Origin of the sequence: Olsenella profusa DSM 13989 (assembly GCF_030811115.1) — a bacterium.
GTDB classification, from domain to species: Bacteria; Actinomycetota; Coriobacteriia; order Coriobacteriales; family Atopobiaceae; genus Olsenella_F; species Olsenella_F profusa.
In genome coordinates this window covers 204,037-216,964 of record NZ_JAUSQK010000001.1, presented here as the reverse complement: position 1 = coordinate 216,964, position 12,928 = coordinate 204,037, and the positions used below count along the sequence as shown (strand labels likewise).

Genomic DNA, 12,928 nt, shown 5'->3' with positions numbered 1-12,928 from the left:
GAATGGACATCAAGGAGTTTGCAAAGGAGCTGTCCGATGCTACCAGGGACATGTCCGAGGAGCAGCGCGCGACCGTCCGCAAGATGTTCGAGAAGGTGGCAGACCAGCTCGATGCGCCTGACACCTCCAATCCCGTACATGTGAGTGGCAACGAGCCCTACGACGTGCCCGATGGTCCCACCGAGCGTCAGGCTCGTCTGAAGGACAACTTCCTCAAGCAGGTCCCCAGCATCACGATGTATCGCGCACGTGCGGTTACCGAGATCATGAAGGCCAACCCTGGCATGCCGAAGATCGAGCTGCGCGCCAAGGCGTTCCGTCGCTGCTGCGAGACCGCACCGCTGGTCATCCAGGATGACGAACTCATCGTTGGCGCCCCCTGCGGCGCTCCGCGCGCCGGAGCGTTCTCCCCCGACCTCGCGTGGCGCTGGTTGCGTGACGAGCTTGACACCATCGGCACCCGTCCGCAGGACCCCTTCTACATCTCTGAGGAGGACAAGCAGTACTGTCGCGACGTCCTCTTTCCCTTCTGGGAGGGCAAGTCCCAGGACGAGATCTGCGAGGACCAGTATCGTGAGGCGGGCGTCTGGGAGCTCTCCGGTGAGTCCTTCGTCTCCGATTGCTCCTACCATGCCATGAGTGGCGGTGGTGACTCCAACCCCGGTTACGACGTCATCCTCATGAGGAAGGGTATGGTCGACATCCAGGAGGAGGCTAAGCGGCACTTGGAGCAGCTCGACTATGCCAATCCCGAGGACCTCGACAAGATCTACTTCTACAAGAGCGTCATCGACACCACCGAGGGCGTCATGACCTACGCCAAGCGCATGAGCGACTATGCGGCACAGCTTGCGAGCGAGTGTCATGACGCGAAGCGCAAGGCAGAGCTCGAGCAGATCTCCACCATCCTTACGCACGTTCCCGCCCACAAGCCCAGCACCTTCTGGGAGGCCGTGCAGTCCGTCTTCGTCATCGAGAGCCTTCTCCCCGTCGAGGAGAACCAGACGGGGATGTCCATCGGTCGCGTCGACCAGTACATGTACCCCTTCTACAAGGCCGACGTCGAGGCCGGCCGCATCACGCCATATCAGGCCTTCGACATCGCGGGCTGCATGCTCATCAAGATGAGCGAGATGATGTGGGTCACGTCCCGTGGCCAATCCGAGTTCTTCGCGGGGTACCAACCCTTCATCAACATGACGCTCGGAGGCGTCACGCGCAAGGGTGACGACGCGACGAACGAGCTCACCTACCTCCTGATGGATGCCGCGCGTCACGTCAAGATCTACCAGCCCACCATTGCCTGCCGCATCCATAACAAGTCTCCCGAGAAGTACATGCGCAAGATCGTTGACCTCGTGCGCTCGGGCATGGGCTTTCCCGCCTGTCACTTTGACGACACGCACATCAAGATGATGCTTGCGAAGGGCGTCAGCGTCGAGGACGCTCGCGACTACTGCATGATGGGGTGCGTCGAGCCCCAGAAGTCCGGCCGACTCTATCAGTGGACCTCCACGTCCTATACGCAGTGGCCCATCTGCATCGAGCTCACGCTCAACCATGGCGTCGACCTCTGGTACGGCAAGCAGGTTACCCCCGACCTCGGCGACCTCTCCCAGTACAAGACGTACGAGGAGTTCGACGCTGCCGTGAAGAAGACCATATATTACGTCACGAAGTGGACTGACGTCGCGACGGTCATCTCGCAGCGCGTGGCCCGCGATGTGGCCCCAAAGCCCCTCATGTCGATCATGTACGAGGGCTGCATGGAGAGCGGCAAGGACGTCTCGGCTGGCGGTGCCATGTACAACTATGGTCCCGGCGTCGTGTGGACGGGCCTGGGCACCTACACCGACTCCATGGCTGCCATCAAAAAGCTCGTGTTCGATGAGCACAAGTACACGCTCGAGCAGCTTAACGAGGGACTCAAGGCGGATTTCGTCGGCTTCGAGCGCATGCGCCAGGACTGCATCGATACGCCGAAGTATGGCAACGATGACGACTATGCCGACGGGATCGCGGCCGATCTGCTCTACTACACGGAGAGCATCCACGTGAAGTTCAAGACCCTGTACTCGCACATGTCGACCGGCACGCTTTCCATCTCCAACAATACGCCCTTCGGCGAGATGACCGGTGCGTCTGCGAATGGCCGCAAGGCATGGACGCCCCTCTCCGACGGCATCAGCCCAAGCCAGGGGGCCGACCACAACGGCCCAACTGCCATCATCAAGTCGGTCTCCAAGCTCGCCAACGACTCGATGAACATCGGCATGGTCCATAACTTCAAGCTCATGAGCGGTCTGCTTGACACACGTGAGGGTGAGGACGGACTCGTCACCCTGCTACGCACCGCATCGATGTTCGGCAATGGCGAAATGCAGTTCAACTACCTCGACAACAAGACGCTCATTGACGCCCAGAAGCATCCCGAGAACCACCGTGACCTCGTCGTCCGCGTCGCTGGCTACTCTGCGTTCTTCAACGAGCTCTGCAAGGACGTCCAGGACGAGATCATCAGCCGAACCGTGCTGAAGAAGTTCTAACAGTCATATGGGTCAGCCAACCACTGGGAAGGTCACCGAGTCAGCTTCCCGCGACATGCCGTACGAAAGGAGTGAGTGACGATGACGGACCACGAGCAAGGCAGCGTCGAGCGTACGGTACGCGTCTTCAACCTCCAGAAGTACAACATGTACGACGGCCCGGGCGTGCGCTCCATGGCCTTCCTCAAGGGTTGCCCCCTACGTTGCAAGTGGTGCTCCAACCCGGAGAGCCAGCAGCGTGGGCATGAGGTCATGTTCAAGCGTGCGAACTGCGTCAGCTGCGGTGCCTGTGCCGCAGCCTGTCCGGTCGGCGTCCACAGAATGGCCGATGGCGTTCATGAGGTCGACCGCAGCGTCCAGTGCATCGGTTGTCGTGCGTGTGAGAAGGCCTGCATGTACCATGCCCTTGAGATCATGGGCGACGACCGCTCGATCGATGACATCATGGACTTCCTCGACGAGGATGTCGACTTCTACCGCATGTCTGGCGGCGGCATCACTCTCTCTGGTGGAGAAGTGCTCGCCCAACCGGAGGCAACCCTCTCCATCCTCATGGCCTCGAAGACACGTGGCCATCACACCGCAATCGAGACCTGCGGATATGCTCCCATGCCCACGATCTTGAGAATCGCACAGTACGTCGACCTGTTCCTGTTCGACATCAAGCAGATGGATCCCGTCAGGCATAAGTACTGGACGGGTGTGAACAACGAGCTGATCCTCGCTAATGTCCAGACGCTCCTGGAGAACGGGTTCAACGTCCGCGTGCGCATGCCCCTGCTCAAGGGGGTGAACGACTCGAAGGAAGAGATCGATGCGGTGATCGCCTTCTTCAAGCCGTACCGGTACCAGAAGAACTTCGACGGCGTCGATCTATTGCCCTATCACAAGCTTGGGGTCGGAAAGTACGCATCGCTTGGTCGCGACTACGAGATAGAGGGCGATCCCTCGCTGAGCGATGGTGACCTGGACCGCCTGGAAGGGTGGATCGAGGCGGCGGACTTCAAGGTACGCCTTGTGAAGCACTGAGAGGCCTGGGAGATCGTTTGACATGTGGAGAGACGAGAAAGACAGAGAGGAGGGTGTCATGCGCTACGTTACCGAGGACGAGCTGCGTGCAGCCTATGGGCGTGAGCCCTTCAGCTCCTACAGGCTTTCCCCGGACACCCGTCTTACGCCGAGCGCCCGCCAGTTCCTGATTGACTTCAGGGTGAGCTTCGAGGGCGGCAAGGACGAACCGTCGCCGAATGCCCTAGGTCACCAGGTCTTCTGTCGTGCGCCCCAGACCACTGTCGACTCCCTTGATGGACTCGTGCACGACGTCAATCTCCTTGGTACCCGCTTGAGGCGGCTTGCTCGCGGGGCGCTCGGCGTCGACAACGCGTTCGCACATCGGGCCGACGAGCTTGGCTGCAGCTGGCAGTCAGCACACATGCTCGGCGAGTTGCCCAAGGACGCAACGGGGTCGGGAGCAGGCGAGGGCTCGCCTGGCCCCACCCCAGCCCCAGCGCTTGAGGCGACGATATGCCCCATCTTCTTCGATATGGCGTGCGTCCATGCGGAGATCAGGCGTTGCGCACACGCCTGGGGGCATCTCCAGACCACGTTGGGTCCAGACGAGTCCGAGTGCGTCAGGGCATGGATCGCCGAGGCGACGTTTGCCTGCAAGTTGATAGAAGGGGCCATTTCTCGTGCGGAAGAGGAGGTGTAACGGATGGTCGACTTCGAGCTGACAAACCAGAGGCTCCAAGAGCTTGTGGACTGCGTCGACCATCCCAAGAAGGTCAAGGAGGGCCAGCCGCTCTATTGCGGACTCGACCTTGGCACCGCCTTCATCGTCCTGGTCGTGTTGGACGAGAGCGGCAACCCCATTGACTGCAAGTACCAGTTCGCAGACGTCGTCAGGGATGGCATGGTCGTTAACTACATCGGTGCCTGCGATATCGCCGCATCCCTCAAGGCGCGGATCGAGTCGGAGCTAGGCGTGGAGCTTGACCGATGTGCGGTGGCGATCCCGCCAGAGACGGAGGCGCTCGATGGTGGTGCGGTGCGCAACGTCGCAGAGAGCACAGGTCTTACCTGCACCGCGGTGTTTGATGAGCCTACAGCTGCCAACCTGCTCATCGGCACGGACAACGGAGCGGTCGTCGACATCGGTGGTGGTACGACGGGTGTCTCCGTCTTCAAGGATGGCAGGGCCATCAAGTGCGTCGACGAGTCTACCGGTGGTACACACTTCTCGCTTGTGCTTGCCGGCGCAAAAGGGATGAGTTTTGGCGATGCGGAACTCTATAAGCGGGATCCCGAGCATCACAAGGAGATCCTTCCCATCGTCTCGCCCACCATCGACAAGGTGATGTCGATCATCCAGCGTGCCTGCGAGGGCTACGGCGTGGACGAGGTCATCCTTGTGGGCGGCACGGCAGAGCTGAACGGCATCGAGGACAGGATACAACGCGAGCTTGGCATTGATGTCCGCAAGCCCAACCACCCGTCGTTCGTCACGCCCCTAGGCATCGCATTGGGCTGCGTGCGTGAGGCAAGGGGGCCGCACCCATGATCGATATCAGCGTCATCAAGGCACCGGCGCCCGGCACCATGCAGATCATTCGCCAGAGGAGCGGAGTCCGGTGGCCAGAGGACTTCAGACCTGCTGCCGTGGGACTTGTCCAGGGCAAGTTGATCGAGATGGTCGTCGCAAGCGACATCGCCGAGAAGACGGCCGGCGTGATCGTCACTGACGTACGTGGATCCTGCCCGCAGAACATGGTGATGCTCGCCATCGCGGGGGAGACCGCCGAGGTCATGGAGTGCCTAAGGCGGATTCGCGAGGGAAAGGACGACGCCCATGATTGTCGGTAAGCTCCTGGGCTCCATCTGGGCCACGCGCAAGTACGACGAGCTGAGTGGCATGAAGCTCATGCAAGTCGAGGCCATCACGGGGGGTGAGGCCGGCAAACAGCTCATCTGCATCGATACCATCAGTGCGGGAGTCGGAGACAGGGTCATCGTCACCACGGGTGCCTCCGCATACCTGTTCGTGAGGGACAAGTTCCAGGGGAGCGTCCCGGTAGACGCGGTGATAGTAGGAATCATTGACGAAGACGTGAGTCTTTAGGAAGGGAGGACAACATGAAGAGACTTATAAGTTCGCAGGACGTTATGACAGCCGCACGTGGGCATGAGGACATCTATGTTGATGAAAACACCATCGTGACGGCCCAGGCGCTCGACGTTGCAAAGGAGCATGGCGTGGCCGTTCTCGACAAGAGCGGGCGGCACGACCATGCCGCGCATGAGGCCACACAGGAGGAGGGCTGCGGGCGGCATGATACAAAGGACGCAGAGCCAGTCTTCTCTGCCGACGAACTCGAGCATCTTATCTCCGCCGCCTTCGCGAAGGGCATCTGGACGCAGGACGACATCGAGCCCTTGCTTGGTAAGAGGGACTCGACCATTGACCCCGATGTCGTTCCGGTTGGCATCTCTGGCCGTCACATCCACCTGTCTCAGCACGATCTGGACCGTCTGTTTGGCACGGGCTATCAGCTCACACCCCTGAAGGACCTGAGCCAGCCCGGTCAGTTCGCCGCTCAGGAGTGCGTGACTCTTGCGGGACCCAACGGTGTCATCGAGAGGGTCCGCGTGCTGGGACCCGTTCGTTCCCAGACTCAGATCGAGGTTCTGGCTGGCGACACCTTTAGGCTTGGTATTCCCCAGGCGGTTCGCCTTTCTGGGCATCTTGAGGGAACCCCTGGCGTGACCGTCGTTGGTCCCAAGGGTTCCGTGACCCTTGAGGAGGGTGTCATTGTGGCCGCCCGTCACATTCACATGAACCCTGCCCAGGCGGCCGAGCGCGGCTTCTATGACGGAGAGGTCGTCTCACTCAAGGTGGAGGGCGATCGTGGCGGTCAGCTCGACAACGTGATCATTCGCGTGACCAAGAGCGGCAACCTCGACTGTCACATCGACACCGAGGAGGCGAACGCGCTCCACATCAAGTGTGGCTCTACCCTTCGGGTCGTTAGGTAGACAAGGTAGCGGGTTAGACAGCAATTCCAAGGAGGAAACATCATGGCAAACGTCACTGAGGCACTCGGAATGATCGAGACCAAGGGCATGGTCGGCGCCGTCGAGGCGGCCGATGCGATGGTCAAGGCGGCCAACGTCCGCCTCGTCGGCAAGGAGCGCGTGGGCGGCGGCCTGGTCACCGTCTTCGTCCGCGGCGACGTGGGGGCCGTCAAGGCCGCCACCGACGCCGGCGCGGCGTCGGCCCAGCGCGTGGGCGAGCTCCTGAGCGTCCACGTCATCCCGCGCCCGGACGGCATGGTCGAGTCCATCCTGCCCAGCGCCGAGTAGGAATAGTGCAAACCCACAGCGTCATGCGGGCTGGTGTGCCCGTGAACCCAAGGAGGAAACATCATGGCAAACGTCACTGAGGCACTCGGAATGATCGAGACCAAGGGCATGGTCGGCGCCGTCGAGGCGGCCGATGCGATGGTCAAGGCGGCCAACGTCCGCCTCGTCGGCAAGGAGCGCGTGGGCGGCGGCCTGGTCACCGTCTTCGTCCGCGGCGACGTGGGGGCCGTCAAGGCCGCCACCGACGCCGGCGCGGCGTCGGCCCAGCGCGTGGGCGAGCTCCTGAGCGTCCACGTCATCCCGCGCCCGGACGGCATGGTCGAGTCCATCCTGCCCAGCGCCGAGGCCTAGGCACATGGCCACGAAGAAGTCGGGACAAGAGGGCGATGGCAAGGTCATGCCGCCCTCTCGTCCTTCTGGTGGGAGGGGCAAGGCGTCTGAGGCTGCCCAGACCCCAGTGAATCATCCAAGGGGCGAGACGGGGCGAGGGAGTGCGGGCCGCATGTCCACCTCTCATAAGAAGTCGACAACTTCTGCTGCCCGTGCGACAAAGCCTGCTCCCAGCGTCTCTGCCGTCCCGGTGGCAAAGGGCGAATCCGCTGCAGAGGCATCTGCACATGACGCATCCAAGACCGCGGTTCGACCTGCAGAGGTCGCACCCAGCAGCAAGGAGGTTATCACAGTGGCAAACGTCACTGAGGCACTCGGAATGATCGAGACCAAGGGCATGGTCGGCGCCGTCGAGGCGGCCGATGCGATGGTCAAGGCGGCCAACGTCCGCCTCGTCGGCAAGGAGCGCGTGGGCGGCGGCCTGGTCACCGTCTTCGTCCGCGGCGACGTGGGGGCCGTCAAGGCCGCCACCGACGCCGGCGCGGCGTCGGCCCAGCGCGTGGGCGAGCTCCTGAGCGTCCACGTCATCCCGCGCCCGGACGGCATGGTCGAGTCCATCCTGCCCAGCGCCGAGTAGCGAAGCGACTAGATTCCTTACGAGCTAAGCGAAAAGAGGCAATATGCAGGAATACGATTACGATCTCCAGAGCATCCAGGCCGTGCGCAACCTTGCGCGCAGGGGCCAGGTTGCCGCCAACCAGATCGCAAACTACAGCGCAGAGCAGATCGATCGCATCCTTCGTGCCATGGTCGAGGTTGCCGAGAAGAATGCCAGGCAGCTTGCTGAGATGGCTGTCGAGGAGACCACCTTTGGCAACGTCCATGACAAGATATTGAAGAATCACATGGCTTCCGGCCTGCTCTACGAGCAGATCAAGGACGCCAAGACCATCGGTGTCATCGATGTCGACGAGGAGAAGCAGGTCATCGCCATTGCGGAGCCAGTTGGTCTCGTGATGGGCATCGTGCCCTCCACCAATCCGACCTCCACGGTCCTCTACAAGTCGATGATCGCCCTCAAGGCACGCAACGCCATCGTCTTCTCGCCCCACCCCAAGGCGGCCAAGTGCACCAACCTGGCCATCAAGCTCATGAACGACGCCGCCGTCGCGGCGGGCGCCCCCGAGAACGTCATCCAGGGCGTGAGCATGGCGACCATCGCGGCCACCAACGAGCTCATGCACGCCCCCGAGGTCAAGATGATTATCGCGACCGGTGGTCCTGGCATGGTCAAGGCCGCCTACAGCTCCGGCAAGCCGGCCCTTGGCGTTGGCGCAGGCAACTCGCCCTCGTACATCGAACGTTCCGCCAACGTCCATGACGCCGTTCGTCGCATCATGGCCTCCAAGACCTTTGACAACGGCACCATCTGCGCCTCCGAGCAGAGCGTCATCTGCGAGACTGTGAACCACGATGAGGTCGTTGCCGAGTTCAAGGCCCAGGGTGGCTACTTCATGTCGGAGCACGAGTGCAAGAAGGTCTGTTCGATCCTGTTCCGCAACGGTCACTCGATGAGCCCCAACTTCGTTGGTCACGATGCCCAGAGCATCGCCAAGGCCGCCGGCATCTGCGTTCCCGCAGACACCAAGGTCCTCATCGGCGAGCAGCATGGCGTCGGTCCCGATTGGCCTCTCTCCTACGAGAAGCTCACGACCGTCCTCGGCTTCTACACCGTCGCTGACTGGCACGAGGCCTGCGACCTCTCCATCACCCTCCTCCAGAATGGCATCGGCCATACGATGAACATTCATACCGAGGACAAGGAGATCGTTCGCAAGTTCTCTGTCAAGCCGGCTTCCCGCATCCTCATCAACACGGGTGGCACCCAGGGTGGCACGGGCCTCTCCACCGGTCTCGACGTTGCGCTGACGCTAGGATGTGGCACCTGGGGCGGCAGCTCCGTCTCCGAGAATGTTGGCCCCCAGCATCTCATCAACGTCAAGCGCGTCGCCAACGGCATCATCGAGCCCGACCAGGTTGCTGCGGTGGACGAGACCTTTGCCAAGTGGCATCCCGAGCTCGTCGGCGAGTATGGATGCACGAGCGGCAGCTGTGCCCATGCCGAGGCTGCCGATGTCGCGGCTGTACCCACCACGGGCAGTGACGTGGGAATCGAGGTCCCCGTGGGCCATGACACGAGCGGTATCAGCTATTCCGTTGGCTGCAACAGCTGCACCCCCCAGGCCATACAGGATGGACCGAGCAAGAGTGATGTCGTTGATGCCGACGAACTGAACAAGATGATTAACGAGCTGGTTTCGGCATTCCGCGGGGAGTAGTGACTTGCGTGGGGCTCTCGGACTTCTATACGGAGCTCGATCGACTCTATGGCGAGTCGGGTTCAGACGTCGAAGGCTTCCTTCGGAAGGTACTCCGACGCGCCCGACTCGCCGGTGACAAGCCCGCGGAGGTGGCCTCAGCCAATGAACTGGGAAGCGTCCTGCGCCTACGTGGCGACCTTGCGGAAGCGGAATGGCTCTACGACACGGTTGTGCGTCTGCTCGAATCGATGGATGTCGGCGCAGAGGACCGTGCGCGGGCGCTCGTCAACCTGGGCGACGTCTATGTGGCTCGGGGCCGCTTTGCCGCCGCCGTTGACACCTTCGATGCCACGGAGGCGCTGCTGGGAGACGAGGATGGTCACCAATATGAGATGAGCGCGATCTGCAACAACCGTAGCAGCGCACTGCGCGGCATGAATCGATTTGCAGAGGCACACTCTGATCTCAGGCGGGCGGGACGGCTTCTGGAGACGGTCCCCGGATCCGATGGCGTGCGTGCGACGAACGCCATCAACCTGGCCCAGGTTCTCATGGACGAGGGGAGGGTCGAGGAGGCGGCCGAGGTCATCGTTGGCGCTCTCGTGATATATGAGACGCTCAATGCCGGCCGTGACGTCCATCGCCCCCACGCCCTGGCCACGGCAGCTCGCATTGCCTACTTGAGGGGTGACTACGTTCGGGCGGGGGAGTTCTACCGTATGGCCGCAAAGGTCCTTCGCGAAAAGCTGGGAGACGTCCCGTATGCACGGCTTCTGGAGGAGAAGGCGCGAGACATGTACATCCTCGCTTCTGGGGGCCTGTGCGAACGCTCGGAAGGGGAGGCATGACGTGAAGGGCATGGAGCTTGCAGCCAAGTTCTATGGCGAGTACGGGTCAGTCCTCGTGTCTGGGCTTTCATACTCCGTCGAGTCTCGGCTTGCCTTTGGCCTTGTGGGTCCGGGCTCGGAGTGTCTGGGCTTTGATGACGAGCTGTCCCAGGACCACGACTTTGGCCCTGGATTCTGCGTTTGGGTCCCCCATGACCTTTGGGACGAATGTGGGGAGGAGCTCTCCCATCGCTATGCGTCCCTTCCGCGAGAGTTCTTGGGTTATCGTCGCACGGAAATGCCTCTTGCTGGCCAGCGCGTTGGCGTCTTCCAGACCGAGGCCTTCTACCGCAACTTCACGGGGCTTGACCGCGCCCCCCAAAGCGTTGTGGAGTGGCTGAGGATTCCAGAGCAGCTTCTGGCCATCGTCACGGGAGGTGCCGTCTTCAAGGACATGAGCAACCAGTTCTCCCAGATTCGCAGTGTGTACGAGGACTTCTATCCTGAGTCCGTCATCCGCAAGAAGGTTGCCGCAAACATGTCAATCATGGCGCAGTCTGGTCAGTACAACCTCCAACGCTGTCTCGCCCGTCATGAGGTAGTGGCGGCAAATGTGGCTCGTTCCGAGTTCCTGTGTGCGGCAATGGCGGCACTCCACCTACTGTCCGGTAGCTATATGCCCTTCTACAAGTGGTCCTTCCGCTCGCTGTCTGAGCGTGCGTACGTCCCCGCGCCCATCTGTGAGCTGGTGCGAAAGATCGCCATGGCTCCTGTGAGCCGGGTCTCGCAGGCGGATGTCGAGAGCCTCTGCGGCATCGTGCTTCGCTGTGTGCTTGCACTGGGCTGGGCCACAGGGGACTCCAACTTCCTCCTGGATGCGGCGTTGTCCATCTGGCAGGGAATTCCCAACGACTATCTGCGTGAGCGTCCACTGAACGAGGGGGCATTCTCAAATGATTTGTGATTCGATCCATGCCGATTCTCGTGATGCATGCACGGCCTTCGGGACCGGCTTCTCTCGCTCCGAGCGTCAGATCGATATGGAGAGGCTCTTCTCCCTTCCGGGGGTCGTGATGGTTCTCGACGAGGAAGGTCTGGGCCAGGCATCCAGGGAGGACCTCTGCCATCTGGTCGCCTTGGAGTGGAAGCAGTTCGATTCGGTCCTAGGTATGAATGGTCGCGCGAGCTGCCAAGATGACCTCAGGCAGTTTTTCGCGTATCGCAGCGCACAGTATCTGGCCTTCCCACATGAGCTGGTGCATCCTGTGCTGAGTGAGCTCAAGCGCGCGGATGACGAGGGTAGAAACCTCATTGCAGAGAAGTACGCACGCATGATGCGTGTGACTGACCCGGAGATCTACCGCACCACCTGGGCGCGGAAGCTGCCCATTCCCTCACCTGTGCGGAAGGCAGCGCTTGCCCAGATCCGTGCGCTCCTCTCACCTGCGCTTGATGACGCCGCGCGCGAGCTGCCACAGTCTCATCTTCATGCGCGCCCCGACCGGTCGAATGCCAGGACCGTGTCGGCTATGGACTACTTCCTTGCAGAGGTCGAGGGGTATTCGCTTGGCACTATCTATAGGTTACGCGACGCACTGGGCCGTCAGCTGCCTCGTGAGAACCCCATTGCGCTGAGCTATGTCCTTGCGTCCCGGCTCATTGATGCAACGGAGGTGAGCGCATGCATTGCAAGGAGCGCTACGCATGCGAATGCGACAACCTCTACCGAATAGGCGAGGTCAGCCGAATCGGCGGCATCTCCCAGCGCACCCTGAGGCATTACGACGAGCTGGGTCTCATGGAGCCTGATGTGGTGGGCGATAACGGCTATCGCTTCTACAGCCTACGGACCATGCTCAAGATTCCCGTCATCAACTACCTCAAGATGATGGGGTTCTCTCTTGAGGAAATAGCGTCGATGCTTCAGCACTCTAGTCTGGAAGAGGCCAAGAGCCTGCTGTCCAAGCATCTGACCGAATGCGATGTGGAGGCCCGTCGGCTCGACGAGCGAAGGCAGGCCATCGTTGAGTGGAGCGAGCTTGTCAACGAGGCAAATATGATCCTCAGGGTCCGTCCGACTGCGGTGAGCGTGAGGTACCTACCTAGCCGTGAGCTGCTGTGCCTACCCTCACGCTTCTGCGGCAGCTTTGCGGAGGCCATCGTCAGCCTTGACTTCGCCTCGTATGTGCAAAGGGTCGGAAATGCCATCTGTGGTCCTGTCATCCTGGGCTTCGATGGAGTCGAGGACGCCATGCTCGCGGCGTCGGAAGGCAGAGAGTGCGACGTGCAGCTGCTTCAGAAGCCGGTGCGCCCCATCTCGCCCGAAAACGGTCAAATCCTACCTGAGGGCATCTACCTGTCGACGTATCACGTTGGCATGTTCGAACACATGGCCGTCGCGTACCAGCGTGTGATCGACTTTGCTGAGCAGAACGGATACAAGGTCGTCGGGTCTGCCATGGAACGCTTTGTCCTGGACTATTGGACAACTTACAATACCGACCTCTTCGTAACCGAGATCCTCGTGCAAGCAGAAACGGAGTAA

The 12,928-nt window shown here is 61.2% G+C and carries 15 protein-coding genes; all 15 read left to right on the top strand.

The features are described 5' to 3' along the window. Positions 1-2: 2 nt before the first annotated feature. Positions 3-2,546 (top strand): choline trimethylamine-lyase, encoded by a 2,544-nt coding sequence (gene cutC, locus J2S71_RS00955; protein WP_307388201.1) that lies wholly within the window; start codon positions 3-5, stop codon positions 2,544-2,546. An 81-nt stretch (positions 2,547-2,627) separates the two neighbouring features. Beyond that, complete coding sequence (cutD, locus tag J2S71_RS00950; RefSeq protein ID WP_021726827.1) at positions 2,628-3,575, top strand: choline TMA-lyase-activating enzyme; 948 nt, start codon at positions 2,628-2,630, stop codon at positions 3,573-3,575. Positions 3,576-3,633: 58 nt separating this feature from the next. Further along, positions 3,634-4,257, top strand: coding sequence for a hypothetical protein (locus tag J2S71_RS00945; protein WP_021726914.1), 624 nt, complete (start codon positions 3,634-3,636; stop codon positions 4,255-4,257). A gap of 3 nt (positions 4,258-4,260) precedes the next feature. Beyond that, positions 4,261-5,106: an ethanolamine utilization protein EutJ gene (eutJ, locus tag J2S71_RS00940; RefSeq protein ID WP_307388199.1), complete on the top strand. Its 846-nt coding sequence runs from the start codon at positions 4,261-4,263 to the stop codon at positions 5,104-5,106. Beyond that, positions 5,103-5,408, top strand: coding sequence for a BMC domain protein (locus J2S71_RS00935; RefSeq protein WP_021726866.1), 306 nt, complete (start codon positions 5,103-5,105; stop codon positions 5,406-5,408). Before eutJ ends, J2S71_RS00935 begins: the two co-directional genes overlap by 4 nt. Then, positions 5,395-5,664: a EutN/CcmL family microcompartment protein gene (locus J2S71_RS00930; RefSeq protein ID WP_307388197.1), complete on the top strand. Its 270-nt coding sequence runs from the start codon at positions 5,395-5,397 to the stop codon at positions 5,662-5,664. The genes J2S71_RS00935 and J2S71_RS00930 overlap by 14 nt, the downstream gene beginning before the upstream one ends. A gap of 14 nt (positions 5,665-5,678) precedes the next feature. Further along, positions 5,679-6,578: a phosphate propanoyltransferase gene (locus J2S71_RS00925; protein ID WP_021726791.1), complete on the top strand. Its 900-nt coding sequence runs from the start codon at positions 5,679-5,681 to the stop codon at positions 6,576-6,578. A gap of 42 nt (positions 6,579-6,620) precedes the next feature. Then, positions 6,621-6,905 carry a BMC domain-containing protein gene (locus tag J2S71_RS00920; protein WP_307388194.1) on the top strand — a complete coding sequence of 95 codons (285 nt, stop codon included), beginning with the start codon at positions 6,621-6,623 and terminating at the stop codon, positions 6,903-6,905. A 63-nt stretch (positions 6,906-6,968) separates the two neighbouring features. Beyond that, the gene (locus tag J2S71_RS00915; protein ID WP_021726906.1) at positions 6,969-7,256 is read left to right on the top strand and encodes a BMC domain-containing protein; all 288 of its coding nucleotides are present in this window, start codon (positions 6,969-6,971) and stop codon (positions 7,254-7,256) included. Positions 7,257-7,614: 358 nt separating this feature from the next. Then, complete coding sequence (locus J2S71_RS00910) at positions 7,615-7,872, top strand: BMC domain-containing protein (RefSeq protein ID WP_307392365.1); 258 nt, start codon at positions 7,615-7,617, stop codon at positions 7,870-7,872. Positions 7,873-7,915: 43 nt separating this feature from the next. Continuing rightward, on the top strand, positions 7,916-9,574 hold the full coding sequence (locus J2S71_RS00905) for an acetaldehyde dehydrogenase (acetylating) (RefSeq protein ID WP_307388191.1): 1,659 nt from the start codon (positions 7,916-7,918) through the stop codon (positions 9,572-9,574). Positions 9,575-9,582: 8 nt separating this feature from the next. Beyond that, positions 9,583-10,404 (top strand): tetratricopeptide repeat protein, encoded by an 822-nt coding sequence (locus J2S71_RS00900; RefSeq protein WP_021726903.1) that lies wholly within the window; start codon positions 9,583-9,585, stop codon positions 10,402-10,404. A gap of 10 nt (positions 10,405-10,414) precedes the next feature. Next, positions 10,415-11,347, top strand: coding sequence for a DUF4037 domain-containing protein (locus J2S71_RS00895; protein WP_232204515.1), 933 nt, complete (start codon positions 10,415-10,417; stop codon positions 11,345-11,347). Next, complete coding sequence (locus J2S71_RS00890) at positions 11,337-12,116, top strand: DUF4125 family protein (RefSeq protein ID WP_307388188.1); 780 nt, start codon at positions 11,337-11,339, stop codon at positions 12,114-12,116. The genes J2S71_RS00895 and J2S71_RS00890 overlap by 11 nt, the downstream gene beginning before the upstream one ends. Further along, on the top strand, positions 12,065-12,928 hold the full coding sequence (locus tag J2S71_RS00885) for a MerR family transcriptional regulator (RefSeq protein ID WP_307388186.1): 864 nt from the start codon (positions 12,065-12,067) through the stop codon (positions 12,926-12,928). The genes J2S71_RS00890 and J2S71_RS00885 overlap by 52 nt, the downstream gene beginning before the upstream one ends.

Bases quoted from the DNA above. Each gene is read 5' to 3' on its own strand.
- J2S71_RS00910 (WP_307392365.1), top strand. From the start codon at position 7,615: ATGATCGAGACCAAGGGCATGGTCGGCGCCGTCGAGGCGGCCGATGCG.
- J2S71_RS00930 (WP_307388197.1), top strand. From the start codon at position 5,395: ATGATTGTCGGTAAGCTCCTGGGCTCCATCTGGGCCACGCGCAAGTAC.
- J2S71_RS00925 (WP_021726791.1), top strand. From the start codon at position 5,679: ATGAAGAGACTTATAAGTTCGCAGGACGTTATGACAGCCGCACGTGGG.
- eutJ (WP_307388199.1), top strand. From the start codon at position 4,261: ATGGTCGACTTCGAGCTGACAAACCAGAGGCTCCAAGAGCTTGTGGAC.
- J2S71_RS00905 (WP_307388191.1), top strand. From the start codon at position 7,916: ATGCAGGAATACGATTACGATCTCCAGAGCATCCAGGCCGTGCGCAAC.
- J2S71_RS00920 (WP_307388194.1), top strand. From the start codon at position 6,621: ATGGCAAACGTCACTGAGGCACTCGGAATGATCGAGACCAAGGGCATG.
- cutC (WP_307388201.1), top strand. From the start codon at position 3: ATGGACATCAAGGAGTTTGCAAAGGAGCTGTCCGATGCTACCAGGGAC.
- cutD (WP_021726827.1), top strand. From the start codon at position 2,628: ATGACGGACCACGAGCAAGGCAGCGTCGAGCGTACGGTACGCGTCTTC.
- J2S71_RS00895 (WP_232204515.1), top strand. From the start codon at position 10,415: ATGGAGCTTGCAGCCAAGTTCTATGGCGAGTACGGGTCAGTCCTCGTG.
- J2S71_RS00890 (WP_307388188.1), top strand. From the start codon at position 11,337: ATGATTTGTGATTCGATCCATGCCGATTCTCGTGATGCATGCACGGCC.
- J2S71_RS00935 (WP_021726866.1), top strand. From the start codon at position 5,103: ATGATCGATATCAGCGTCATCAAGGCACCGGCGCCCGGCACCATGCAG.
- J2S71_RS00915 (WP_021726906.1), top strand. From the start codon at position 6,969: ATGGCAAACGTCACTGAGGCACTCGGAATGATCGAGACCAAGGGCATG.
- J2S71_RS00945 (WP_021726914.1), top strand. From the start codon at position 3,634: ATGCGCTACGTTACCGAGGACGAGCTGCGTGCAGCCTATGGGCGTGAG.
- J2S71_RS00885 (WP_307388186.1), top strand. From the start codon at position 12,065: ATGCATTGCAAGGAGCGCTACGCATGCGAATGCGACAACCTCTACCGA.